The sequence below is a fragment of the Nocardioides palaemonis genome, from assembly GCF_018275325.1.
In the GTDB taxonomy this organism is placed as follows: Bacteria; Actinomycetota; Actinomycetes; order Propionibacteriales; family Nocardioidaceae; genus Nocardioides; species Nocardioides palaemonis.
This window is the reverse complement of sequence record NZ_JAGVQR010000003.1, coordinates 613,502-636,029: the sequence shown is the minus strand read 5'-3', so window position 1 is coordinate 636,029 and position 22,528 is coordinate 613,502. Positions and strand designations below refer to the sequence as shown.

24 protein-coding genes are annotated in these 22,528 nt (G+C 73.1%); 9 read left to right on the top strand and 15 right to left on the bottom strand.

Going from position 1 to position 22,528, the window contains the following annotated elements:
- The first annotated feature begins 21 nt into the window (after window positions 1-21).
- On the top strand, window positions 22-393 hold the full coding sequence (locus KDN32_RS15450; protein ID WP_211733116.1) for a VOC family protein: 372 nt from the start codon (window positions 22-24) through the stop codon (window positions 391-393).
- On the opposite strand, the gene KDN32_RS15445 is transcribed toward KDN32_RS15450, so the two are convergent.
- Window positions 375-608, bottom strand: coding sequence for an ANTAR domain-containing protein (locus KDN32_RS15445; RefSeq protein WP_211733115.1), 234 nt, complete (start codon window positions 606-608; stop codon window positions 375-377). The two genes, KDN32_RS15450 and KDN32_RS15445, sit on opposite strands and share 19 nt — an antisense overlap.
- A complete protein-coding gene (locus KDN32_RS15440; RefSeq protein WP_211733114.1) occupies window positions 605-1,093 on the bottom strand; it encodes a sigma factor in 489 nt (162 codons plus the stop codon). Before KDN32_RS15440 ends, KDN32_RS15445 begins: the two co-directional genes overlap by 4 nt.
- Window positions 1,094-1,180: 87 nt before the next feature.
- On the opposite strand from KDN32_RS15440, the gene KDN32_RS15435 reads away from it, so the two are divergent.
- Both KDN32_RS15435 and KDN32_RS15430 read left to right on the top strand, forming a co-directional pair.
- The gene (locus KDN32_RS15435; protein ID WP_211733113.1) at window positions 1,181-1,624 is read left to right on the top strand and encodes a MarR family winged helix-turn-helix transcriptional regulator; all 444 of its coding nucleotides are present in this window, start codon (window positions 1,181-1,183) and stop codon (window positions 1,622-1,624) included.
- The gene (locus KDN32_RS15430) at window positions 1,621-2,265 is read left to right on the top strand and encodes an MOSC domain-containing protein (RefSeq protein ID WP_211733112.1); all 645 of its coding nucleotides are present in this window, start codon (window positions 1,621-1,623) and stop codon (window positions 2,263-2,265) included. The genes KDN32_RS15435 and KDN32_RS15430 overlap by 4 nt, the downstream gene beginning before the upstream one ends.
- A 48-nt stretch (window positions 2,266-2,313) precedes the next feature.
- On the opposite strand, the gene tpx is transcribed toward KDN32_RS15430, so the two are convergent.
- Window positions 2,314-2,811 (bottom strand): thiol peroxidase, encoded by a 498-nt coding sequence (gene tpx / locus KDN32_RS15425; RefSeq protein ID WP_211733111.1) that lies wholly within the window; start codon window positions 2,809-2,811, stop codon window positions 2,314-2,316.
- Window positions 2,812-2,867: 56 nt separating this feature from the next.
- Between tpx and KDN32_RS15420 the strand changes: the two genes are divergently transcribed.
- Entirely contained in the window at window positions 2,868-4,187 is a 1,320-nt protein-coding gene (locus KDN32_RS15420) for a DUF2252 domain-containing protein (RefSeq protein WP_307854137.1), read from the top strand.
- Window positions 4,188-4,208: 21 nt separating this feature from the next.
- On the opposite strand, the gene KDN32_RS15415 is transcribed toward KDN32_RS15420, so the two are convergent.
- From KDN32_RS15415 to KDN32_RS15395, 5 genes are read right to left on the bottom strand one after another with little or no spacing between them, the layout of a single operon-like run.
- Window positions 4,209-5,201, bottom strand: coding sequence for an aldo/keto reductase (locus KDN32_RS15415; protein WP_211733110.1), 993 nt, complete (start codon window positions 5,199-5,201; stop codon window positions 4,209-4,211).
- Window positions 5,202-5,252: 51 nt separating this feature from the next.
- Window positions 5,253-5,627, bottom strand: a complete 375-nt coding sequence (locus KDN32_RS15410) for a MerR family transcriptional regulator (RefSeq protein WP_211733109.1) — start codon at window positions 5,625-5,627, stop codon at window positions 5,253-5,255.
- A 43-nt stretch (window positions 5,628-5,670) separates the two neighbouring features.
- Window positions 5,671-6,480 (bottom strand): NAD-dependent epimerase/dehydratase family protein, encoded by an 810-nt coding sequence (locus KDN32_RS15405; RefSeq protein ID WP_211733108.1) that lies wholly within the window; start codon window positions 6,478-6,480, stop codon window positions 5,671-5,673.
- 1 nt (window position 6,481) lies between these two features.
- The gene (locus KDN32_RS15400; protein ID WP_211733107.1) at window positions 6,482-7,282 is read right to left on the bottom strand and encodes a purine-nucleoside phosphorylase; all 801 of its coding nucleotides are present in this window, start codon (window positions 7,280-7,282) and stop codon (window positions 6,482-6,484) included.
- Between the two features lie 23 nt (window positions 7,283-7,305).
- Window positions 7,306-7,758, bottom strand: coding sequence for a gamma-glutamylcyclotransferase family protein (locus KDN32_RS15395; protein ID WP_211733106.1), 453 nt, complete (start codon window positions 7,756-7,758; stop codon window positions 7,306-7,308).
- A 68-nt stretch (window positions 7,759-7,826) separates the two neighbouring features.
- On the opposite strand from KDN32_RS15395, the gene lpdA reads away from it, so the two are divergent.
- Both lpdA and KDN32_RS15385 read left to right on the top strand, forming a co-directional pair.
- Window positions 7,827-9,227: a dihydrolipoyl dehydrogenase gene (lpdA, locus tag KDN32_RS15390; protein ID WP_211733105.1), complete on the top strand. Its 1,401-nt coding sequence runs from the start codon at window positions 7,827-7,829 to the stop codon at window positions 9,225-9,227.
- A 109-nt stretch (window positions 9,228-9,336) separates the two neighbouring features.
- Entirely contained in the window at window positions 9,337-10,728 is a 1,392-nt protein-coding gene (locus KDN32_RS15385) for an NAD(P)H-quinone dehydrogenase (RefSeq protein WP_211733104.1), read from the top strand.
- Here KDN32_RS15385 and KDN32_RS23395 read toward each other — a convergent pair.
- The 3 genes from KDN32_RS23395 to KDN32_RS15370 are packed head-to-tail and all read right to left on the bottom strand — an operon-like array spanning window position 10,664 to window position 13,052.
- Window positions 10,664-11,560 (bottom strand): DNA-formamidopyrimidine glycosylase family protein, encoded by an 897-nt coding sequence (locus tag KDN32_RS23395; protein WP_211733103.1) that lies wholly within the window; start codon window positions 11,558-11,560, stop codon window positions 10,664-10,666. The genes KDN32_RS15385 and KDN32_RS23395 overlap by 65 nt on opposite strands.
- A 24-nt stretch (window positions 11,561-11,584) precedes the next feature.
- A complete protein-coding gene (locus tag KDN32_RS15375; RefSeq protein WP_211733102.1) occupies window positions 11,585-12,238 on the bottom strand; it encodes a hypothetical protein in 654 nt (217 codons plus the stop codon).
- Window positions 12,239-12,263: 25 nt separating this feature from the next.
- Window positions 12,264-13,052, bottom strand: a complete 789-nt coding sequence (locus tag KDN32_RS15370) for a hypothetical protein (protein ID WP_211733101.1) — start codon at window positions 13,050-13,052, stop codon at window positions 12,264-12,266.
- Window positions 13,053-13,119: 67 nt separating this feature from the next.
- On the opposite strand from KDN32_RS15370, the gene KDN32_RS15365 reads away from it, so the two are divergent.
- Together KDN32_RS15365 and KDN32_RS15360 are read left to right on the top strand one after the other, a co-directional pair.
- Complete coding sequence (locus KDN32_RS15365; RefSeq protein WP_211733100.1) at window positions 13,120-14,346, top strand: SpoIID/LytB domain-containing protein; 1,227 nt, start codon at window positions 13,120-13,122, stop codon at window positions 14,344-14,346.
- A complete protein-coding gene (locus KDN32_RS15360; RefSeq protein ID WP_211733099.1) occupies window positions 14,343-15,290 on the top strand; it encodes an SGNH/GDSL hydrolase family protein in 948 nt (315 codons plus the stop codon). Before KDN32_RS15365 ends, KDN32_RS15360 begins: the two co-directional genes overlap by 4 nt.
- Here KDN32_RS15360 and KDN32_RS15355 read toward each other — a convergent pair.
- The 3 genes from KDN32_RS15355 to KDN32_RS15345 all read right to left on the bottom strand — a co-directional run bounded on the left by KDN32_RS15355 (window position 15,271) and on the right by KDN32_RS15345 (window position 20,703).
- The gene (locus tag KDN32_RS15355) at window positions 15,271-16,260 is read right to left on the bottom strand and encodes an RNA polymerase subunit sigma-70 (RefSeq protein WP_307854135.1); all 990 of its coding nucleotides are present in this window, start codon (window positions 16,258-16,260) and stop codon (window positions 15,271-15,273) included. The two genes, KDN32_RS15360 and KDN32_RS15355, sit on opposite strands and share 20 nt — an antisense overlap.
- Before the next feature lie 90 nt (window positions 16,261-16,350).
- Window positions 16,351-19,734 carry a pyruvate carboxylase gene (locus KDN32_RS15350; RefSeq protein WP_211733098.1) on the bottom strand — a complete coding sequence of 1,128 codons (3,384 nt, stop codon included), beginning with the start codon at window positions 19,732-19,734 and terminating at the stop codon, window positions 16,351-16,353.
- 36 nt (window positions 19,735-19,770) lie between these two features.
- Complete coding sequence (locus KDN32_RS15345) at window positions 19,771-20,703, bottom strand: NAD-dependent epimerase/dehydratase family protein (RefSeq protein WP_211733097.1); 933 nt, start codon at window positions 20,701-20,703, stop codon at window positions 19,771-19,773.
- 128 nt (window positions 20,704-20,831) lie between these two features.
- Between KDN32_RS15345 and KDN32_RS15340 the strand changes: the two genes are divergently transcribed.
- Window positions 20,832-21,527: a TetR/AcrR family transcriptional regulator gene (locus tag KDN32_RS15340; protein ID WP_211733096.1), complete on the top strand. Its 696-nt coding sequence runs from the start codon at window positions 20,832-20,834 to the stop codon at window positions 21,525-21,527.
- Here the strand turns inward: KDN32_RS15340 and KDN32_RS15335 are convergent.
- The gene (locus KDN32_RS15335) at window positions 21,524-22,498 is read right to left on the bottom strand and encodes an NAD(P)-dependent alcohol dehydrogenase (protein WP_211733095.1); all 975 of its coding nucleotides are present in this window, start codon (window positions 22,496-22,498) and stop codon (window positions 21,524-21,526) included. The two genes, KDN32_RS15340 and KDN32_RS15335, sit on opposite strands and share 4 nt — an antisense overlap.
- Window positions 22,499-22,528 lie beyond the last annotated feature (30 nt).

Genomic DNA, 22,528 nt, shown 5'->3' with positions numbered 1-22,528 from the left:
GGGCGCTGTCAGGATCTGACCATGATCGATCACCTGGGCATCAACTGCACCGACCTCGCGCGTGCGGCTGCGTTCTACGACCGGGTCCTGGGCGTGCTGGGCCACCGGCGCGTGATGGACGTCGAGGTCGCCATCGGCTACGGCACCGACGAGCCCGACTTCTGGATCAGCACCTTCGACGGCGTCGGCCCCAACCGCGAGGTGCACGTCGCGTTCCGCGCCCCCGACGCCGCGACGGTGCGCGCCTGGCACGCCGAGGCGGTGGCCGCGGGCGCCGAGTCGCTGCACGAGCCCCGCCTGTGGCCGGAGTACCACCCGGGCTACTACGGCGCCTTCGTCCGCGACACCGAGGGCAACAACATCGAGGCGGTCTGTCACACCGGCGACTCCTGATCGGGACACGACGCGGGCAGCTCGCGCGTCCGCACGATGTCCGCGGCGACCAGGACGAGCTTGCGGTTGAGGTTGTTGGAGGTGCGCCGCAGGTATCCCATGGCCTGGTCGGCGTCGATGCCGAGCCGCTCCATCAGCATCCCCTGGGCCCGGCCGATCACCAGTCGACCCTCCAGTGCGGCGCGCAGCTGGTCGACCTCCGTGTCCTCGCTCATCGGCCACCGGCCGGTGTCAGCGCGCGCAGTGCACCGGTCAGCAGGGCCGTGGCCGGCTGGTCGGAGCGCAGCTCGGCCTCGATCGAGCGGTGGTCGAGCCCGTCGCACCACGCCAGTCGCACGGCGCCGGCCTGGTCGAGCGTCAGACCGGCCGCCAGCAGGAGCGGGTCGGGTGCGTGGACGGGCGCCGGCCGGTCCTGCTCCACAGCCATCCGGCGTCGCTCGGGCACGGCGGTCCTCCGGGCGACCCCCAGCACCCATGCCGCGGCGCCCGAGGTCGCAGGGTCGTAGGTCGCTGCCAGGCGCCACACCTCGAGGAAGGCGTCGCGGGAGATCCGTTCCGCCGTGCCCGTGTCCCGCACCAGGCACGACACCACGCCGAACACGCGCGGGGCGAGCCGGTCGTAGAGCTCGGCGAACGCGGCGGTGTCCGCGGTGCCGGACCTGACGAGCAGCTCGTCGTCGGGTGTTGCTCGTCCAGCCACAGATGCCCTCCCAGACGTCCGCCGCGGCGATACCTTGTGCACACACCACTTGTGCACAAGGTATCTCAGTACGGCAGAATGCCCTGCATGGGGACGACCAGGGCTGTGCCGCTCGACGACCAGCTCTGCTTCGACCTCTACGCCGCGTCCCGCGCGGTGACGGCGGCCTACCGGCCGGTGCTCACCGACCTGGGCATCACCTATCCCCAGTACCTCGTGCTGATCGTGCTGTGGGAGCACGACGAGCGCACCGTGCGCGACATCGCCACGCAGCTCCGGCTCGACCACGGGACGTTGACGCCGCTGCTCAAGCGGATGGAGGCGGGGGGTCTCGTCGAGCGGCGCCGGGACGACGCGGACGAGCGACTCGTGGTCGTGTCGCTGGCGAGGCGGGGTGAGGCGCTGCGTCGGCACGCCGAGGACATCCACTGCGGCATGGTCGAGCAGCTCGGGCTGACCAGCGAGGAGTTCGAGGACCTGCAGGCGACCCTGCGCATCCTCACCGCGCGGGTCTCCGCGCCGGCGTCGTGAGCGCCACCGTCCTGTCCGTCAACGCCGGGAGGCTGGCCCCGGTCGCCGGGATGCGCCGGCCCAGCGGGATCCACAAGCACCCCGTCGACCGGATCACCGTGCGCGACCCCGGACCGAAGCACGGAGGTCTGGGCAGCGGGGTGGTCGACGACGAGATCGGCAGCCGCAAGCACCACGGCGGTGAGACGCAGGCGGTCTACGCCGTCGCGCGCGAGGAGCTCGACCGGTGGGGGCGCGAGCTCGACCGCGAGCTGGCCGACGGCATGTTCGGGGAGAACCTCACGACCAGTGGCCTCGACGTCGACGCCGCCGAGATCGGCGAGCAGTGGCGGGTGGGCGCGGTGCTGCTCGAGGTGTGCGGGCCGCGGGTGCCGTGCGCGACGTTCGCCGCGCACATGGGCGAGCCGCGGTGGGTGCGGCGCTTCACCGAGCACGGCCGCACCGGGGCCTACCTCGCCGTCCGCGAGGCAGGGGTGGTCGAGCGCGACGACCCGATCGAGGTGGTGCACCGCCCGGGCCACGGGCTCACCGTCCCGATGTTCTTCCGTGCCTGCATGGGCGACCGCGACCTCGCGCAGGTCCTGCTCGACGCGCGGGTGCTGCCGCAGGTCGAGCACGACTGGCTCGCCTCACGGGTGTGAGGCCGTCCCCGGCCGGAGCCGGGGACGGCCTCAGGTGGACCGGGTGGATCAGGACAGCGCGGCTACCGCGGCGTCGTAGTCGGGCTCCTGGCCGATCGCGTCGGTGAGCTGGGTGTGCAGCACGGTGCCGTCGGTGTCGAGGACGACGACCGCGCGTGCGAAGAGCTGGTCCCAGCCGCCGCCGTCGATCGCGACGCCGTAGTCGGTGCCGAAGGAGGAGCGGAACGCCGAGCCGACCAGGACGTCCTCGATGCCCTCGGCGCCGCAGAAGCGGGCCTGGGCGAAGGGCAGGTCGCGCGAGACGCAGACGACGGCCGTGTTGTCGAGGCCGGCGGCGAGCTCGTTGAACTTCTTCACGCTCGCCTGGCACACGCCGGTGTCGATGCTCGGGAAGATGTTGAGCACGACGCGCTTGCCGGCGACCGAGGAGTCGGTGAGCGGCTGGAACTTCGCGTCGACGAGCTCGAAGCCCGGCGCCTTGGCGCCGACCGCGGGCAGCTCGCCGACGGTGCTGACGGTGGTGTCACCCAGTTGTGTGGTTGCCATGGGGCCATCCTGCCGCAGCGCTGGGCGGGTCTTGCGGGGCGCCCTACAGTGCGGACGTGACCACTGCCAGCCGTGAGGACCGCACGTCCGTCATCGTCGAGGTGCTCCGCGACGCCTTCGCACCGCTGATGCGGGCCGACCCCGCGGCGTTCCGGGCGAAGTACCGCAAGATGGCGCGCGACCCCCACGCCTTCTACCGCGGCACCGCCTGCCTGTTCTACAACGACGTGACCTCGGAGACCGACGACTGGTCGCGCCACGGGTCGGAGCGGATCTGGATCCACGGCGACCTGCACGTGGAGAACTTCGGCACCTACCTCAACTCCGACGGCCGGCTGGTCTTCGACATCAACGACTTCGACGAGGCCTACCTCGGGCGCTTCACCTGGGACCTCCAGCGCTTCGCCGCGAGCCTGGCGCTGCTGGGCTGGCAGAAGGCGCTGCCCGAGGACGCGATCCGCAAGCTGATCGCCCACTACGCCCGGTCCTACCTCTCCCAGGTCAACCACTACGTGGACTCCGACACCGACGACGACTTCGAGCTCACCCTCGACACGGCCACCGGCCCGGTGCTGGTCGCGCTCGAGGAGGCGCGGTCGATGCGCCGCGCCGAGCTGCTCGACGGCATGACGGTGATGCAGAAGGGCGTGCGCCGGTTCGCCGAGGACGCGTCCGTCCGCCGCCTGGGCCGCGAGGAGCGCACGAAGGTCGTCGCCGCGTTCAAGGCCTACCTCGACACCATCCCGCAGTCCAAGCGCTTCGACCGCGCGCTGTTCTACGAGTTGCGCGACGTCGTGGGCAAGTCCGGGTTCGGCATCGGCAGCGCCGGCCTGCCCGCCTACAACGTGCTGGTCGAGGGCTACAGCCAGGCCCTGGACAACGACGTGGTGCTGAGCATGAAGCAGGCCAACGTCCCCGCCGTGAGCCGCTTCGTCGACACCGGCGAGGTGGAGTCGTACTTCGACCACGAGGGGCACCGCACCGTCGTGAGCCAGCGGGCCCTCCAGGTGCACACCGACCCGCTGCTGGGCCACACCAGCATCGACGGGGTCGGCTACGTCGTGGCCGAGGTGTCGCCCTACGAGGTCGACCTCGACTGGGACGAGATCAACGAGCCCGCCGACATGCGTGCGGTCGTCGAGCTGCTCGGCCGGGCGACGGCGAAGATCCACTGCGCCTCCGACGAGGACAGCCAGCAGGACCTCGTCGACTTCCAGGTCGAGGAGGCGATCGCACGGTCGCTCGAGGGACGCCGCAAGGACTACGTCGCCTGGTTGTGCGACTGGGGCATCGCGTACGCCGTGCGGGTCCGGGAGGACCACGCGCTCTTCGTCGACGCGTTCCGCGAGGGCCGGGTCGGGATCGCCGCGACCTGACCCCCGCGGACCCGTCGTGCGTCAGGCGTCGATGCTCGACATGTCGCCGTAGCGCTCGCCGGCGACGGCGCCGCGGGGGACCGCCTGCTCGAGCGAGGCGAGGTCGTCGGCGGTCAGCTCGACGTCGGCGGCCGCGACGTTCTCCTCGAGGTAGCGGACCCGCTTGGTGCCGGGGATCGGCGCGACGTCCTCGCCCTGCGCGAGCACCCACGCGAGCGCCAGCTGACCGGGGGTGCAGCCCTTGTCGGCCGCGATCGTGCGGACCTGCTCGACGAGCGCGAGGTTGGCGTCGAGGGCGTCGCCCACGAACCGCGGGAAGCGACCGGCGGCGCGGGAGTCGCCGGACTCGAGCGACTCGCGGGTCACGGCGCCGGTCAGGATGCCCCGACCGAGCGGGGAGTAGGGGACCAGGCCGATGCCGAGCTCGCGGACCGTGGGGAGCACCTCGTCCTCGAGGTCGCGGGTGAAGAGCGAGTACTCGCTCTGCAGCGCCGTGATCGGGTGCACGTCGTTCGCCCGGCGGATCGTGGCTGCCGACGCCTCGGAGAGGCCGAGGTGGCGGACCTTGCCGGCCTCGACCAGCTCCTTCATCGCCCCTACGGTCTCCTCGATCGGGACCGTCTTGTCGACGCGGTGCTGGTAGTAGAGGTCGATGTGGTCGACGCCGAGACGCTCGAGCGACGCGTCGCAGGCGGCGCGCACGTAGTCCGGGCTGCCGTTGATGCCGACCCACGAGCCGTCGGGGTTGCGCTCGTTGCCGAACTTGGTGGCGAGCTGGACCTCGTCGCGGCGGTCCTTGATCGCCCGGCCGACGAGTCGCTCGTTGGTGAAGGGGCCGTACATGTCGGCGGTGTCGAGGAACGTGACGCCGAGGTCGAGGGCCCGGTGGATGGTGTCGATGCCGGCCTGCTCGTCGGGGGTGCCGTAGAACTCCGACATGCCCATGCAGCCGAGGCCGAGGGCGCTGACGGTGAGCGGCGAGATGGTGCCGAGGGTGCGCGTGTGCGGGGTCATGCCTCCACTGTCGACCTTCGAGCGCGCTCCAGGTCAAGGCTCCTCACCCCGTCAGGCGGAGGGGCGCACCGCGTTCTCGTAGATGGCGATCTTGTGGTCGATCGCACGCAGGTGGGAGGTCACCTCGGCGAGCTGCTGCTCGACGGTCTCGCGGTGCGCGAGCAGCAGGGCCAGGCGCTCGTCCTCGTTGCCGGCGCCCTCGCGCACCAGCGCGGCGTAGCGCCGGACGTCGCGGATCGGCATGCCGGTCGAGCGCAGGCGGGTCACCATCTGGATCCAGCGCAGGTCCGCGTCGGTGTAGCGCCGGTGGCCCGAGGAGGCCCGCTCGACGGCGTGCAGCAGCAGTCCGTCGCGCTCGTAGTAGCGCAGGGTGTGGGCGGTGAGCCCGGTCTGCTCGGCGGCCTCGGCGATGCTCAGGCTGGTCACCGCACCAGTGTCCGACTTCGAGTGCGCTCCAGGTCAAGCGGTGTCAGTCGCCGAGGGCAGGTCGGTGGAACTGCGCGGTCGCGAACGGCCCGCCGACGAACTCGGCCTCGGCCGCGTCCTCCGGGCGCGCCTCGACCGTCGCGGCCCAGGCCTCGGCGTCGTCCTGCGGCTCGTAGCCCAGCCGGCGTCCGGGCTCGAGGTCCCACCACGCACGCGTGTTGGCGCTGATCCCGTGGAGGACGGCGTAGCCGGGTGCGGGCGCGGTCAGGGCCGCCAGCACCATCCGTACGGCGTCGCCGGGGGAGAGCCAGGTGGACAGCGCGCGCACCGTGCCGGGCTGCTCGAGGAACGAGCCGATCCGGCACGCCACCGCGTCGATGCCGTGGCGGTCCGCGAACAGCTGCAGCAGCGCCTCCGCGGCGACCTTGGCCACGCCGTAGTAGGTGTCGGGGCGGGGGAGGGCGTGCTCGGTCAGCTCGCCGGCGGCGCGCGGGGTGCGGCCGACGGCGTGGTTGGACGAGGCGTAGACGATCCGCGGCACCCGGTGGGCGAGCATCGCGTCGAGCAGCGCCGCGGTGGTGACCACGTGGGACGTCAGCTCGGTCGGCAGCGACGCCTCGTCGGGAAAGCCGGCGAGGTGGACCACGGCGTCGAGGCTGCCCCCGGCGGACAGGGCGGCGACGACGGCCTCGACCGCGTCGGCGTCGGCGCAGTCGGCCTCGTGCCAGGCGAAGGTGGTGCCGTCCGGAGCAGGGACCAGGTCGAGCCCGACGACCTCGTGCCCGGCCTCCACGAGGCCGGGGCACACGGTGCGGCCGAGGCTGCCGGCTGCGCCGGTGACCAGGACGCGCACGTCAGATCCGCGCGACGACCTGGCTGAGCAGGCCGCCCATCCGGCTCGCGGCGGCCTTGCCGGCCTCGAGGACCTCCTCGTGGTTGAGCGGCTCGCCGCTCAGGCCGGCGGCGAGGTTGGTGACCAGGCTGATGCCGAGGATCTCCATGCCGGCCTCGCGGGCCGCGATCGCCTCGAGGGTGGTGCTCATGCCCACCAGGTGCCCGCCGAGGATCCCGGCCATCCGGACCTCGGCCGGGGTCTCGTAGTGCGGGCCGGGGAACTGGACGTAGACGCCCTCGTCGAGCGAGGAGTCGACCTCCCGGCACATCGCGCGCAGGCGCGGGCTGTAGAGGTCGGTGAGGTCGACGAAGTTGGCGCCGACGATCGGGCTGGTGCCGGTGAGGTTGATGTGGTCGGAGATCAGCACCGGCTGGCCGGGCTGCCAGCCCTCCTTGAGCCCGCCGCACCCGTTGGTGAGCACGATCGCCGAGCAGCCCGCGGCCGCGGCGGTGCGGATCGGGTGGACGACCGCCGCGACGCCCTTGCCCTCGTAGAAGTGGGTGCGGGACAAGAAGACCAGCAGGTTCTTGTCACCGTTGCGGATCGAGCGGATCTTGCCGCTGTGTCCGGCGACGGCGGCCGCGCTGAAGCCGGGCAGGTCCGTGGTGTCGATCTCCGCGGTCGCCTCGCCCAGCGCGTCGACGGCAGGCAGCCAGCCGGAGCCCAGCACGAGGGCGATGTCGTGGCGCTCGACGCCGGTCAGCTCGGCGAGCTTCGCGGCGGCGTCGGAGGCGAGGTCGTACGGGCTCTGGTCGCTCATGGGCGGCACTCTAGGGCCACGGGTCAGAGGCCGGTCGATCGGCAGGCCCGACGCCGCAGCGCCGCGACGTAGTCCTCCGGCGCACCGGCGGCCTCGGCGGAGTCGGCGAGCACGCCGAGGTAGGACGCGGAGGGCAGGCCGCCCTCGTAGGCGTCGAGGACGTAGGCCCAGACCACGAGCGGGCCGGTCATCGTCTGCACCCGGACCTTGGTCTTGCGGTAGAGCCCCGTGTCGGCGGCCTCCCAGCCGTCGAGCGCCCGCTCGTCCTCCGGCGTGACGTCGTAGACGGCGACGAAGACCTGCTCGAACGGGTCCTGGACGATCGTGGAGAGCGCACCGTCCCAGCCGTGCTCCTCGCCGCCGAAGGTCAGCCGCCAGCCGGTCAGCCAGCCGGTCGAGTGGAGGATCGAGTGCGGGCAGCGCTCGCCCATCCGGGCGGGATCGAGGTTCGTCCCGTAGGCGGCGTAGAGCGTCACGGACAGAAGGCTACCGAGCCGTCGCCTCCCGGTGTGCTGCCGCGGCGGGGGACAACTAGGCTGGGGGCGTGACCGACACGCACTTCGACACCCTCGTCCTCGGCGCCGGCCCCGGTGGCTACGTCGCCGCTATCCGCGCAGCCCAGCTCGGCCAGAAGGTGGCCGTGGTGGAGGAGAAGTACTGGGGAGGTGTCTGCCTCAACGTCGGGTGCATCCCCTCCAAGGCGCTGCTGAAGAACGCCGAGCTGGCGCACACGCTCCAGCACGAGAAGGCGAAGTTCGGCATCGAGGGCGACGCCACCATGGCGTTCGGGCCGACCCACAAGCGCAGCCGCGACGTGAGCGCCGGCATCGTCAAGGGCGTCCACTTCCTGATGAAGAAGAACAAGATCACCGAGATCGACGGCTGGGGCACCCTCCAGGGCCGCAACGACATCGACGTGGCCAAGGACGGGCAGACCACCCGCTACACCTTCGACAACCTGATCATCGCCGCCGGCGCGAAGGTCCGCCTGGTGCCGGGCGTCGAGCTCAGCGACAACGTCGTCACCTACGAGGAGCAGATCCTCACCGACCAGCTCCCGGAGTCGATCATCATCGGTGGCTCCGGCGCGATCGGCGTCGAGTTCGCCTACGTGATGGCCAACTTCGGCGTCGACGTCACGATCGTGGAGTTCCTGGACCGGATGGTCCCCACCGAGGACGCCGACATCTCCAAGGAGCTCGCCAAGCACTACAAGAAGCTCGGCGTGAAGGTGCTGACCTCCACGGCCGTGAAGAACGTCGAGGACACCGGCTCGGGCGTCAAGGTCACCGTCGCGCCCGCCGCCGGGGGCGACGAGCAGGTCCTCGAGGCCGGCAAGTTCCTCGCCGCCTTCGGCTTCGCCCCGCGCGTGGAGGGCTACGGCCTGGAGAACGTCGGCGTCGAGCTCACCGAGCGCGGCGCGATCGCGATCGACGACTTCGGCCGCACCAACGTCCCGAACGTCTACGCGATCGGCGACTGCACCGGGAAGATGATGCTCGCCCACGTCGCCGAGGCGATGGGCATCGTGGCCGCCGAGACCATCAACGGCGCCGAGACCATGCCGGTCGAGTACGACTTCGTGCCGCGCGCGACCTACTGCATGCCGCAGATCGCATCCTTCGGCTACAGCGAGGCGCAGGCCAAGGAGAAGGGCTACGACGTCAAGACCGCGACGTTCCCCTTCACCGCCAACGGCAAGGCGATGGGCCTCGGCGAGGCGGTCGGCTTCGTGAAGGTCGTCGCCGACGCCGAGCACAACGAGATCATCGGCACCCACATGATCGGCCCCGACGTCACCGAGCTGCTGCCGGTGATGACGCTGGCCCAGAAGTGGGACCTCACCGCCGACGAGGTGGCTCGCAACGTCTTCGCGCACCCGACGCTGGGTGAGGCCGTCAAGGAGGCCGTCCACGGCATCGCCGGCCACATGATCAACCTTTGAGGACAGTCGGCACCGAGCTTGCGAGGTGACGGCGACGACCGAGAAGGTCGAGTGCCGCCGCGGCTGAGGAACGAAGCCGCGACGCGGTGTACCGAGACCTAGGAGAGCAATGCCTGACCACATCGTCATCGTCGGCGGCGGCCCCGGCGGCTACGAGGCCGCCCACGTCGCCGCCCAGCTCGGCGCGGAGGTCACCGTGGTCGACACCGACGGGGTCGGCGGCTCCGCGGTCCTCACCGACTGCGTGCCCAGCAAGACGCTGATCGCCACGTCGGAGCTGATGACCGACATGGCCGCGGCGCAGGAGCTGGGGGTCAACTTCCACGACCACCAGGGCGACGCCGCCACCTCGATCGCGGTCGACCTGGCCCGCGTCAACGCCCGCGTCAAGCAGCTCGCGGCCGACCAGTCCTCCGACATCGCCGCCCGCCTCGAGCGCGACGGCGTACGCGTGGTGACCGGCCGCGGCCGGCTCGGTCCGGACCTCACGGTCGTCGCCACGACCGCGGACGGCGAGGAGGTGCTGCAGGCCGACGCGATCATCGTCGCCACCGGTGCGGCGCCGCGCACGCTGCCGAGCGCGCAGCCCGACGGCGAGCGGATCCTCACCTGGGAACAGGTCTACGACCTGACCGAGGTGCCGGAGAAGCTGATCGTGGTCGGCTCCGGCGTCACCGGCGCCGAGTTCGCCAGCGCGTACCTCTCGCTCGGCATCGACGTCACGCTCGTCAGCAGCCGCGACCGGGTGCTGCCCGGCGAGGACGCCGACGCCTCCGCCGTGCTGGAGGAGGTGCTGACCCGGCGCGGGATGAACGTGCTCGGGAAGTCCCGCATGCAGTCGGTCACGCGCGAGGGCGACGAGGTCACGGTCACCCTCACCGACGGCCGCACGGTCACCGGCAGCCACTGCATCCTGGCGCTCGGGTCGATCCCGAACACCGCCGACCTCGGGCTCGAGGAGGCGGGGGTCGCCACCGACGAGGGTGGCTTCATCACCGTGGACCGGGTCTCGCGCACCACCGCCCGGGGCGTCTACGCCGCGGGCGACTGCACCGGCGTGCTGATGCTCGCGTCGGTGGCGGCGATGCAGGGCCGGATCGCGATGTGGCACTTCCTCGGCGACGCGGTCGCCCCGCTGGACCTCAAGAAGGTCTCGAGCAACGTCTTCACCTCGCCCGAGATCGCGACCGTCGGCTGGTCGCAGCAGGCGGTCGACGCCGGCGAGATCACCGCCGAGGTGGTCACCCTGCCGCTCGCGGGCAACGCGCGGGCCAAGATGCAGGGCGTGCGGGACGGCTTCGTGAAGCTCTTCTGCCGTCCCGGCACCGGCATCGTGGTGGGCGGCGTGGTCGTGGGGCCGCGGGCCTCCGAGCTGATCCACCCGGTCTCGATCGCGGTCGCGGAGTCGCTCACCGCCGACCAGCTGGCCCAGGCCTTCACCGTCTACCCCTCGATGAGCGGCTCGGTCGCCGAGGCCGCGCGGCGGCTGCACCGGGTCTGACCCCGACCCGGGCCTCGGGACCCGGGCCCGGCTGGCACGACGGGCACCACCACGTCCAGCGGTTGGCGGCGTCGCCGGCGACCTCCTCGGCAGTGCTCACCGGCCCGCCGCAGCGGCGGCAGCCGTGGCGCTGGCGTCCGACGACCCAGTGGTCGTCGCCCTTCACCGGCGAGCCGGTAGTGACCTGGTAGGCGCCCTCGACCGTCGCGGAGTGGCGCAGCATGGTCGCCGCCCGCCCGACCAGCCGCTCCACGTCGACGTCGCCCACGGGAGTCCACGGGCTGACGCCGGTGAGGAAGGCCAGCTCGTTGGCCCACAGGTTGCCCAGGCCCGCCATCCGGCGCTGGTCGAGAAGCGCGCTGACGAGCGGCGTCGCGGGGTCCGCGCCGACGCGCCGCACCGCCTCTGCGGCGTCCCAGTCCTCGCGCAGCGGGTCGGGCCCGAGGTGGCCGACGAGGTCGTGCTCGCGGTCGGTCGGGACCAGGTCGAGGTCGTGGAGCCGGACGCCGTGGACGGTGCGGTCGTCGTCGAGGGTCAGCACCAGCCGGACGTGGGGCTGGACCCGCCCGGGCAGGCGCTTGCCGGGCGAGAGCGTCGACCACGAGCCGTCCATCCGGAGGTGGCTGTGGAGGGTCGCGGCTGGTGAGCTGTCGGTGCCGGAGAACCGGGTCAGCAGGTGCTTGCCGTGGGTGTCGTGGCCCAGCACCGTGCGACCGGAGACGTCGCGCGTCGCCAGTCGGGGCGTGCGGAAGTCCGAGCGGACGACCGCGTGGCCGGCGAGCTGGCGGTCCAGCCGCCGGGCGAGCTTCCAGACGCTGTCTCCCTCGGGCACCCGGCCAGTGTCACAGGCTGGTGGTCAGGTCCCGAAGGACCCTCCGCCGGTGCTGCGGGCCGTGATCTCCACGGCGGCCTGGTCGACGACGCGGCGTGCTCCGTCGCCGTGCTGGCCGCGACCGACCGCGGTGAGCGCACGGTGGGACACCTCGGCGACGCCGCCCGACTCGTGCCACGGCACCCAGCGGTCGCCGACGCGCACCATCCGGACCTCGGGCTGCTCGTCGCCGGCGAGGCGGCGGGCGTCGGCTGCGCAGACGGCGATGCTGCGTTCGGTGCCGCCGGGCGGGGTCCAGGCGAGGTCCTGCATCGACGGGCCGTGGCGGGGGTCGAAGAAGCAGGGCTCGCGGCGCTCGGGGAGGGGGTCGCCGGCGAGCAGTGCGAGGACGGCGGCGCGGTGGTAGCGGGCGTCGGTGGTGAGCTGCTCGACGGCGGTGACGTCCTCGACGGTCGTGCTCGCGGCGAGGCCGGCCTTGGCCTGGTCGTAGTGCTCGAGGGCGCGGCGGTAGTGGTCGCGGGTGGCCGGGTCGAGGTCGTCGGCCAGGGTGTCGAGGTGGAGCTCGGCGAGCTGCTCGCCGAGGACGGTGACGTCCTCGTCCATGATCCTGCGCGCCACCCGCCAGCGGTCCTTCGCGGCCAGCTCTTCCTCGCGCCTGCGGCGTCGTCCCCCGAACATGGGCCGAGTCTGCCACGGACGCTGCTCAGTCGCCGCCTCCTCCACCGCCGCCGTCGCCCCCGCCCCCGCTGCCCAGGTCGAAGCCGCCGTCACCCCAACCGGAGTAGTCGTGGCCGCCGATCATCCCGCCCTCGGTCCAGGCGCCCGGATCGCTCCACCCGGCTGCCAGCGTGAGCTGCGTGCCGGACTGACCCGGGGGGCCGCCGCCGGCGTAGGCCATGGTCAGGCGCTCCGCCTCGAACCGGCCCTCGGCCACCAGCTCGGCATACCAGCCGGCGGCCCAGGCGGCGTAGTGCGGGCCCGAGGCGAACCACATCACCCGGCGGTCGCCGAGCCGGACCAGGCGGATCTCCGGCTGGGCGGCCGCGAGCAGCTTCTCGGAGTCGCGGAAGCACACTGGGACGGTCCGGGCCACTCCGCCCGGTGGCGCCCACTCGACGTCGCGGGACGCGGGACCGTGGGCCGGGTCGAAGAAGCACGGCGGCCGTCGAGCCGGGCGGGACTCGCCCGCCTGGGCGGCGAGCACGCAGGCCTGGTGGAACCGCCCGTCGGCCAGGGAGCGGGTCACTCCAGAGACGTCGGTGGCCGTCGACGCGCGTCCGAGCGCGGTCTTGGCGTCCTCGTAGGCGTCGAGTGCCCGCTGGTAGTCGGTCCGCATCTGGTCGTCGAGCTCCGTGCCGAGCGTGTCGAGGTGGAGGACGGTGAGCTCCTCCCCGAAGCGGGTCACGTCCTCGTCGGCGGCACGGCGCACCAGCCTGAAGGCGTCGAGGGCGGCCAGCTCTTCCTCACGCCTGCGGCGTCGTCCCCCGAACATGGGCCGAGTCTGCCACGCCGCCTGTACGCTCGGTGGTTCTGCTGTCGACTCCGGGGGAGAAGCCGTCATGACCCTCACCCGCACTGCCCTCGCGCTCGCCACGAGCGCCGCGCTCCTGTCCGCCCTCGCCTCCCCGGCCGCCGCGGGCGACCGGCAGCGCCGCGCGGTCGAGACGTGGACGACCCCCGGCAGCACCGCGATCACGATCACCGGGCACGGCTACGGCCACGGCCACGGTTTGTCCCAGTACGGCGCCCAGGGCGCCGCCCTGCAGGGCCTCACCTGGCAGCAGATCGTCGAGTTCTACTACCCCGGCACGACGTGGGGCGAGGTGCGCGGCAAGGTCCGGGTGCTGATCACCGCCGACACCGGGCGCGACGTGCAGGTCGTCGCGCGTCCCGGCATCAAGGTCGGCAGCCTCGCGCGCAACCGCACGTGGCGGCTCCCGTCGCTCCCGGCGCGCAAGTGGCGCCTGGTCGCGAAGGGCCAGGACACCCTCGTCCAGCGCACCACCGGCTCGCGCTGGCGGACCTGGAAGCGGGTGCCCGGCGAGGCCGAGTTCTCCTCGCGCAGCGGCCCGCTCACCCTCGTCACGCCGACCGGTCGCCACTCCTACCGCGGCACCCTCCAGTCGGTCTCGCCCCGCCAGGGCAAGCGGCAGACCGTCAACCGGGTCGGCATGGAGGCCTACCTTCGCGGGGTCGTCCCGCAGGAGGTCCCCGCCCTGTGGCAGCCCGCCGCGGTGAGCGCGCAGTCCGTGGCGGCGCGGACCTACGCCGCCTTCGAGCGCTCGCACCCGTCGGCCGGTCACTACGACCTGTGCGACACCTCCCAGTGCCAGGTCTACGGTGGCGTCGACGTCGAGCACCCGGCCGCCACCGACGCGATCCGCGCCACGGCGAAGCAGGGCCTGACCTACGACGGGCGCCCGGCCTTCACCCAGTTCTCGGCCAGCAACGGCGGATACTCGTCGGCCGGGTCGATGCCCTACCTGGTGGCGCAGGCCGACCCCTACGACGCCGTCGACAACCCGAAGTACTCCACCTGGACCACGACGGTCGACGACACGGTGGTCGAGCAGCAGTGGCCGGCGGTCGGCGACCTCACGGGCATCGAGGTCACCACCCGCGACGGCAACGGCGAGTGGGGCGGCCGCGTGGGCGACATGGCGTTCATCGGCACCGCCGGCACCGTCCGGGTCACCGGCGACGACGTGCGCTCGGCGCTCGGGCTCAGCTCGAGCTGGTTCACCTTCGCGGTGACGCCGCGGCAGAAGGGCCAGGCGCGCCAGTGAGGAGCACGCGTCGGCTCGCCGCGCTCCTCGCGGTCCTCGTCCTCGGCGCCAGCGGCTGCTCGGCGGGTGGGGCGGCGGGCGACGACGACCCGCTGCCCGACCCGGTGGTCGAGACCGAGGTCACCTCCGACGTGGACTACGTCGCTCTCGGCGACTCGTTCTCCGCGGGCCCCTTCATCGGGACGATGCGCACCGACCCGACGGGGTGCGCGCGCTCGCGCGACAACTACCCCGCCTTCCTGGCCGACTGGCTCGACGTGGCCACGTACACCGACGTCACCTGCTCCGCCGCCACCACCGCCGACCTCACCGGCACCATGACCATGTTCGACGGCAACACGACCGGCCCGCAGCTCGACGCGGTCACCCGCGAGACCGACCTCGTCACCCTCGGGATGGGCGGCAACGACTTCGGCATCTACGACGCCCTCATCGGCTGCCAGGAGGGTGCTGCCGCCGCCTGCCCGGTCGACCGGTTGCGCGCCGACACCGCGAAGGTGGCCGACAACGTCCAGCAGGCCGTGCGCCGGATCCGCCGCGCCGCGGCCCCGGATGCCACCGTCTACGTCGTCGGCTACCCCGACATCCTCCCGACCGAGGGCACGTGCCGGGCGGTCGGCGTCAGCGCCGACGTCCTCGGCCCGGTGACCGAGGTCGCCGGCCTGCTCAACGATGCCCTCGAGCAGGGAGCCCGCCGGGGCGGTGCGTCGTACGTCGACATGGAGGCGGTCTCCGAGGGCCACGACGTGTGCGCCAAGGGCCGGGCCTGGGTCAACGGCCCGCGGTTCCGCGCGGGGATCGCTGCGCCCTTCCACCCCAAGATCAACGGCATGCGGGCCGTCGCGACCGAGGTCTACCGCGCGATCACCGGCGAGGACCCCGAGGTCACGGAGTACGCCGAGCCCGACCCGGACGCCGTCGTCCTCAACCAGCCGGCGAGCTGACCAGCCGCTCGGGGAGCCCGAGGTGCGGGAACTGCTCCGCGCCGAAGGTGGTGACCTCGGTGACGGCCCCGCCGGAGACCCGCAGCACGTCGAGCGTCAGTGGCAGCCATGCGCCGACGTCGTCGTTGCGCAGGTAGAACGCGACGGCCGGCTGCCGGTTGACCGAGGTCGGCAGCGGCCGCAGTCCGGTGAGGAGCTCGTAGCCGTCGGCGACCCAGTCGGCGACGACCGCCTCGCGCCCGACGCGGACGCCCGGCGTCGGCGGCATCGAGCTGCGGACGTCGTCGCGCAGCATCGCCGCGAGGGCCCCGACGTCGGTGGCCACGCTCGCGTCGGTGAAGCGCCGGACCAGGTCGCGGGTCGCGTCGTCGGCGTCGTCGGTCCAGTCCTGCCGGTCGCGGGGGAGGTGCTCGCGCATCGCGGCGCGGGCGCGCTGCAGCGCGCTGTTGACCGACGCGACCGAGTCGCCGAGCAGGTCGGCGACCTCGCGTGCGGGCCAGCCGAGGACGTCGCGGAGCACCAGCGCGGCGCGCGCCCGCGGCGCGAGGTGCTGCAGCGCGACGAGGTAGGCCAGCTCGACGGTCTCCCGGGCGACGGCACGTGCCTCGGGACCGTCCGCGTCGCGCGCGGGCAGCTCGTCGAGCAGGTGGTCGGGGTAGGGCTGCAGCCACGGCACCTCGCCGCCGGTGGCGGGACCGGGACGGCGCGCGGCCAGCAGGTCGAGGCAGGCGTTGGTGGCGATCCGGTAGAGCCACGCGCGGAACGTGGAGCGTCCCGCGAAGGTCTCGCGCCGCCGCCACCCGCGCAGGAACGTCTCCTGCACGGCGTCCTCGGCGTCCTCGAACGAGCCGAGCATGCGGTAGCAGTGCACGTGCAGCTCGCGGCGGTGCCGCTGCGCGTGCGCGGTGAACGCCTCCTCGTCGATCTCCCTCAGGTCGTCCACGACCAGCTCCCGTTCCAGTGTCTCCACGGCTCTCGCCATCCTCTCGTGACGTCGGTGTCACGGGTATGACGGGGACGAGGGCGAGAACTCATCGCCGGGAGCCCCTCGGGAGCTGCGTCAGCCGATCACCAGGACCAGGTCGCCGCCCTCGGCGGCCTTGGTGGCGGAGATGACCACGCGCTGGACGGTGCCGGCGACCGGCGCGGTGATCGAGGCCTCCATCTTCATCGCCTCGATCGTCGCGACGGTCTGGCCGGCCTCGACGGCGTCGCCCTCGGCGACGGTGACCGTCACCGCGCCGTCGTAGGGAGCCGCGACCTGGCCGGCGCTGCCGTCGGCCTTCTCGGCGGACGCCACGTCGGCGGAGATGCTCCGGTCACGCACCTGCACCGGCCGCAGCTGGCCGTCGACGGTGGCCATCACGGTGCGCATGCCGCGCTCGTCGGCCTCGCTGATCGCCTCGAGGCCGAACAGCATCTCGCGGCCCTCCCGGACCCGGACGCGGTGCTCCTCGCCGCGGCGCAGGCCGTAGAGGTAGTCGGTCGTCGAGACGCCCGCGAGGTCGCCGTAGGTCTCCCGCGACTCGCGGAAGGCCGCCGTCGGTCCGGGGAAGAGCAGCTCGTTGAGCGTCGTGCGCCGGTCGGACGACAGGCTGGCACGCTGCTCGTCGGTGAGGGTCTCGGCGGGCTGCTTCCAGGTCCGGCCGGCGAGCGCCCTGCTCCGGAACGGCTCGGGCCATCCGCCGGGCGGGTCGCCGAGCTCGCCGCTGAGGAAGCCGACCACGGAGTCCGGGACGTCGTAGGACGCCGGGTCGGCCTCGAACTCGGCCGGGTCCGCGCCCGCGGCGACCAGCGCGAGGGCGAGGTCGCCGACGACCTTCGACGACGGGGTCACCTTGACCACGTTGCCGAGGATGTCGTTGGCGGCGGCGTACATGTCCTCGACCTGCTCGAACTTCTCGCCGAGGCCGAGCGCGATCGCCTGCTGGCGCAGGTTGGAGAGCTGGCCGCCGGGGATCTCGTGGCGGTAGACCCGACCGGTCGGGGCGGGCAGGCCGGACTCGAACGGCGCATAGACGCGGCGCACCGCCTCCCAGTAGGGCTCCATCGCGTTGACTGCCGCGAGCGAGAGGCCGGTCTCGCGCGGGGAGTGGTCGGTCGCGGAGACCAGGGCCGACAGCGCGGGCTGGGACGTGCCGCCGGCCATCGAGGCGGCAGCGCCGTCGACGGCGTCGACCCCGGCGTCGATCGCCGTGAGGAGGGTGGCGAGCTGGCCGCCCGGGGTGTCGTGGGTGTGGAGGTGGACCGGCAGGTCGAACCGCTCGCGCAGCGCCGTCACCAGCGTGCGGGCCGCGGGTGCCCGGAGCAGTCCGGCCATGTCCTTGATCGCCAGCACGTGGGCGCCGGCGTCGACGATCGACTCGGCGAGGCGGAGGTAGTAGTCGAGCGTGTAGAGCTTCTCGTCGGGCGAGGACAGGTCACCGGTGTAGCAGAGCGCGACCTCGGCGACCGACGTGCCGGTCGCCCGGACGGCGTCGATGGCGGGCCGCATCTGCGACACGTCGTTGAGGGCGTCGAAGATCCGGAACACGTCGATCCCGGTCTCGGCGGCCTCCTCGACGAACGCCTCGGTGACCTCGGTCGGGTACGGCGTGTAGCCGACCGTGTTGCGCCCGCGCAGCAGCATCTGCAGGCCGATGTTGGGGATCGCCTCGCGCAGCGCGGCCAGCCGCTCCCACGGGTCCTCGTTGAGGAAGCGGAGCGCGACGTCGTAGGTCGCCCCGCCCCAGCACTCGACCGACCACAGCTGCGGCGTGGTGCGCGCGACGTGGTCGGCGACGGCGAGCAGGTCGCGGGTGCGGACGCGGGTCGCGAGCAGCGACTGGTGGGCGTCGCGGAAGGTGGTGTCGGTGACGGCGACGTCCTTCTGCGCGCGCAGCCGACGGGCGAACTCCTCAGGCCCGACCTCGCGCAGCAGCTGGCGGGTGCCGTCGGGGACGGGCTGCGACCGGTCGAGCCGCGCGAGCTTGGACTCCGGGGCGACGGTGACCGGCGCGGCACCGTGGGGCTGGTTGACCGTGACGTCGGCGAGGTACTCCAGGAGGCGCGTGGCGCGGTCGCCGCCGACCTGCGCCTTGAGCAGATGCGGGTGGTCCTCGATGAACGACGTGGTGACGCCGCCGGCGGCGAAGTCGGGGTCGGCGAGGACGGCCTGCAGGAAGCCGACGTTGGTGGAGACGCCGCGGATGCGGAACTCCAGCAGCGCCCGGCGCGCCTTCTGCACGGCGGCCTCGAAGGTCCGCCCGCGGCAGGTCAGCTTGGCGAGCATCGAGTCGAAGTGCGGGCTGACCTCGGCGCCGGTGTAGGTCGTGCCGCCGTCGAGGCGTACGCCCGGGCCGCCGGGGGAGCGGTACATCGTGATCCGGCCGGTGTCGGGACGGAACCCGTTGGCCGGGTCCTCAGTGGTGATCCGGCACTGCAGCGCGAACCCGCGGGGCGCGACCGAGTCCTGGGTGAGCTCGAGGTCGGCGAGGGTGGCGCCGGCGGCGATCCGCATCTGCGCCTGCACGAGGTCGACGCCGGTGACCTCCTCGGTCACCGTGTGCTCGACCTGGATGCGGGGGTTCATCTCGATGAAGACGTACTTCCCGGAGGGGTCGAGGAGGAACTCGACGGTACCGGCGTTCTTGTAGCCGATCTCGCGGGCGAAGCGCACCGCGTCGGCGCAGATCCGGTCCCGGAGGTCGGGGTCGAGGCTGGGGGCCGGGGCGATCTCGACGACCTTCTGGTGGCGCCGCTGCACCGAGCAGTCGCGCTCGTAGAGGTGGATCACGCCGTCGTCGGAGCCGGTCCCGTCGGAGAGGACCTGCACCTCGATGTGGCGCGGGTCGACGACGGCCTGCTCGATGAAGACGGTCGGGTCGCCGAAGGCGCCCTCGGCCTCGCGCATGCAGGTCTCGATCGCCTCGCGCAGGTCCGACCGGTCGTCCACCCGCCGCATGCCGCGACCGCCACCGCCGGCGACGGCCTTGACGAAGAGCGGCGCCTCGATCTGCTCCGCCGCCGCGAGGAGCTCCTCGACGTCGGTCGAGGGCGGGACGGACTCCAGCACCGGGACGCCGGCCGCCTTGGCGGCGGCGATCGCGCGGGCCTTGTTGCCGGTGAGGGTCAGCACCTCGGCGCTGGGGCCGATGAAGGTGATGCCGGCCGCGGCGCAGGCCTCGGCCAGCGCCGGGTTCTCCGAGAGGAAGCCGTAGCCGGGGTAGACCGCGTCGGCGCCGCAGTCCACCGCGACCTGCACGATCGCCTCGGGGTCGAGGTAGGCACGCACCGGGTGGCCGACCTCGCCGATCTGGTAGGCCTCCTCGGCCCGCATCCGGTGCTCGGAGCCCCGGTCCTCGTGGGGGAAGACGGCCACCGTGCGCGCACCGATCTCGCGCGCCGCACGGAAGGCCCGGACTGCGATCTCGCCACGGTTGGCGACGAGCACCTTGGAGAACATGGCCCGCAACCTACCGAGACACCGGTGTGAGGTGGGTTACTCGTCCGTACCGTGGCGCCACCAGGCGACCGTCGCCGCGAGCCCGTCCCCGAGGGGCGTCGGTGCGAGGCCGAGGCGCTCCTCGCTGCGGCTGGAGTCGAGCACGAACGGCGCGGAGAACATGTAGGACGTCTCCGCGAGCTCCCGCATGTCGCGCGAGACGAGGCCCATGGCGGAGAAGACCCCGGCCGGCACCGCGGACACCTTCGGGACGGGTACGCCGCCGGCGGCCGCGACCATCTCGACGAGCCGGCGCTGCGTGACGGCAGGAGCGGTGGGCGCGTGCAGGAAGGAGTTCCACAGGTCCTCGCGGGAGGCGGCGCGGACCATCGCCGCGGCGAGGTCGGGGACGTAGGTGAAGGAGTGCGGCTGGTCCAGGCTGCCGACCACGCGCATCGTGCGACCGGCGAGGACGGTGGGGACCATCCGCTCGCCGGCGTGGGCGTTGCGGACCAGGGGCCCGTAGAAGTCGGAGGCGGCCACGCTCACGGTCGGCGTCGCGGACGCCTCGCGCTGGGCGAGCAGCTCGGTGCGGACGCCGAGCTTGCCGGTCGACGCGGCGCGGGGGAGGTCCTCGGTCATCGGCCGGTCGACCGGACCGTAGGAGTAGAGGCTCTCCGGGAAGACGACCACGGCGCCGGCGCGCCCGGCCGCCTCGAGGACGACCCGCTCGGCGAGCGGGAGCTCGGCGCGCCAGGTGCGGGCGTCGTAGCGCGAGCCGTGGATGCAGTGGTGGACCGCGACCGCGCCGGCGAACGCCTCGTCGAGGTGGTCGGGACGGGAGACGTCGACCCGCCGGCGCTCGACGAGCGGGTGCTCCGGGCCGGAGCCCGATCGGGTCAGCAGGCGGACCTGCTCGCCGGTCCCGGCGAGCTGGAGGGCGACGGTGGAGCCGACCGGACCGGCTCCGGTGACGACGTGGACGGACATGGGTTCTCCTCGGGATCGAAAGCGAGAGCACTGCTCTCGGTTCGTCCATGGTGCACCGGTGCGCGACAGAAAACAAGAGCACTGCTCTCTTCAGATAACAGTGCTCGCACTCGTGGCACACTGGTCCCATGTCGGACACCTCGCCCCGCGCCCGGGCCCGCGAGCAGACGATGCGCGACATCGTCCGCATCGGACGTTCCCACCTCGCCACCGACGGCGCCGCCGCGCTCTCGCTGCGGGCGGTGGCGCGCGACCTCGGCGTGGTGTCGTCCGCGGTCTACCGCTACGTCGCGAGCCGCGACGACCTGCTCACCCTGCTCGTCGTCGACGGCTACGACGAGCTCGGCGACGCGGTCGACGCGGCGGAGGCGACGGTGTCCCGGGCCGACCATGCCGGACGGATGCGGGCGATCGGGCGCGCGGTCCGCGCGTGGGCGCTCGCCGAGCCCGCGACGTACGCCCTGCTCTTCGGCAGCCCGGTGCCCGGCTACGAGGCGCCGGCCGAGCGGACCACTGAGCCCGGCACGCGGGTGGTCCGACGGCTGGTCGAGGTGTGGGAGGACGCGTGGGTGGCCGGCGAGGCGTCCGTGCCGGAGGTCGGGGTCGCTCCGCGTCGGCTCGCGCGCGACCTCGCCCGGATCCGGAAGGACCTGTCCCTCACTGCGCCCGACGAGCTGGTCGCCCGGGGGATGCTCGCGTGGGCGGCGCTCTTCGGGTGCGTGAGCTTCGAGGTGTTCGGGCAGTACGGCGCGAACACGTTCACCGATCCCAAGGACGTCTTCGAGCACCACCTCGACGTGCTGGTGGCGACCGTCGGCCTCTAGGCGAGGGTCACGACCACCTTGCCCCTGGCGCGCCCAGCGCCGACGTGGTCGATCGCCTCGGCCGCGCGCTCGAGGGGGAAGGTCCGGTCGACCACCGGTCGGACGGTCGAGGTCGCCACCACCTCGTCGAGCGCGGCGAGGTCGGTCCCGAGCTCGCGGGACACGTGCATGACGAGGTGCTGGCGCACGAACGGGTCGAGCGCGGCCGCGAGCGCCGAGCGGTGGAACCCGGCGGTGAGCCGGCCGCCGGTCTCGGTGCCGACGCAGACGAGCGTGCCGCGCTCGGCCAGGACCCCGCGCAGCTCGCGGCGCGGCCGGTTGCTGGCGATGTCGAGGACCAGGTCGTGGGCCCGACCGCCCGCGTCGAGCGGGTCGTGACCGCGGACCAGCACGTGGTGGGCGCCGTTGTGGCGCGCGAAGTCCTCGGCGCCGGGCCCGCACACCGCCGTGACCTCGGCGCCCGCGGCCGCGGCGAGCTGGACGGCGAGGTGGCCCACGCCGCCGGACGACCCGACCACGAGGACCCGGGTCCCCTCCGCGACGTCGACGTGGCGCAGCGCCTGGAACGCGGTCAGGCCCGACACGGGGACGGCGGCCGCCTCCTCGGTGGAGAGCGCGCTCGGCGGACGAGCCACGCGCTCGGTGCTGGTGACGAGCAGCTCGGCGAGGCTGCCGTCGGCCGTGCCGTGGACGGGGTCGCCGACCGACCAGCCGGTCGTGCCGCTGCCGACCGCCTCGACCACCCCCGCGAAGTCCCGACCCGGGGTGCGCCACCGCGGCCGGGGCGCCCGGAGACCGAAGCCGGGGCGCGCGAGCAGCGGCGTACCGGTCATCACGTGCCAGGTCCCGCGGTCCACCGCGGCGGCGTGGACGCGCACCAGCAGCTCGCCCTCGCCGGGGGTCGGGGCGGGGGCGTCGACGAGCCGGAGGCGGTCGGTGCCGCCGTACCGGGCGTGGGTGATGGCCTTCACGGAGTCTCCCTTACGCTGTAAGTCTGATCG

What these genes read in the sequence shown, in the direction of transcription:
- KDN32_RS15450 (WP_211733116.1), top strand. Translation starts at nt 22, where the DNA reads ATGATCGATCACCTGGGCATCAACTGCACCGACCTCGCGCGTGCGGCT.
- KDN32_RS15445 (WP_211733115.1), bottom strand. Translation starts at nt 608, where the DNA reads ATGAGCGAGGACACGGAGGTCGACCAGCTGCGCGCCGCACTGGAGGGT.
- KDN32_RS15435 (WP_211733113.1), top strand. Translation starts at nt 1,181, where the DNA reads ATGGGGACGACCAGGGCTGTGCCGCTCGACGACCAGCTCTGCTTCGAC.
- tpx (WP_211733111.1), bottom strand. Translation starts at nt 2,811, where the DNA reads ATGGCAACCACACAACTGGGTGACACCACCGTCAGCACCGTCGGCGAG.
- KDN32_RS15415 (WP_211733110.1), bottom strand. Translation starts at nt 5,201, where the DNA reads ATGACCCCGCACACGCGCACCCTCGGCACCATCTCGCCGCTCACCGTC.
- KDN32_RS15400 (WP_211733107.1), bottom strand. Translation starts at nt 7,282, where the DNA reads ATGAGCGACCAGAGCCCGTACGACCTCGCCTCCGACGCCGCCGCGAAG.
- KDN32_RS15385 (WP_211733104.1), top strand. Translation starts at nt 9,337, where the DNA reads ATGCCTGACCACATCGTCATCGTCGGCGGCGGCCCCGGCGGCTACGAG.
- KDN32_RS15375 (WP_211733102.1), bottom strand. Translation starts at nt 12,238, where the DNA reads ATGTTCGGGGGACGACGCCGCAGGCGCGAGGAAGAGCTGGCCGCGAAG.
- KDN32_RS15370 (WP_211733101.1), bottom strand. Translation starts at nt 13,052, where the DNA reads ATGTTCGGGGGACGACGCCGCAGGCGTGAGGAAGAGCTGGCCGCCCTC.
- KDN32_RS15365 (WP_211733100.1), top strand. Translation starts at nt 13,120, where the DNA reads ATGACCCTCACCCGCACTGCCCTCGCGCTCGCCACGAGCGCCGCGCTC.
- KDN32_RS15350 (WP_211733098.1), bottom strand. Translation starts at nt 19,734, where the DNA reads ATGTTCTCCAAGGTGCTCGTCGCCAACCGTGGCGAGATCGCAGTCCGG.
- KDN32_RS15345 (WP_211733097.1), bottom strand. Translation starts at nt 20,703, where the DNA reads ATGTCCGTCCACGTCGTCACCGGAGCCGGTCCGGTCGGCTCCACCGTC.
- KDN32_RS15340 (WP_211733096.1), top strand. Translation starts at nt 20,832, where the DNA reads ATGTCGGACACCTCGCCCCGCGCCCGGGCCCGCGAGCAGACGATGCGC.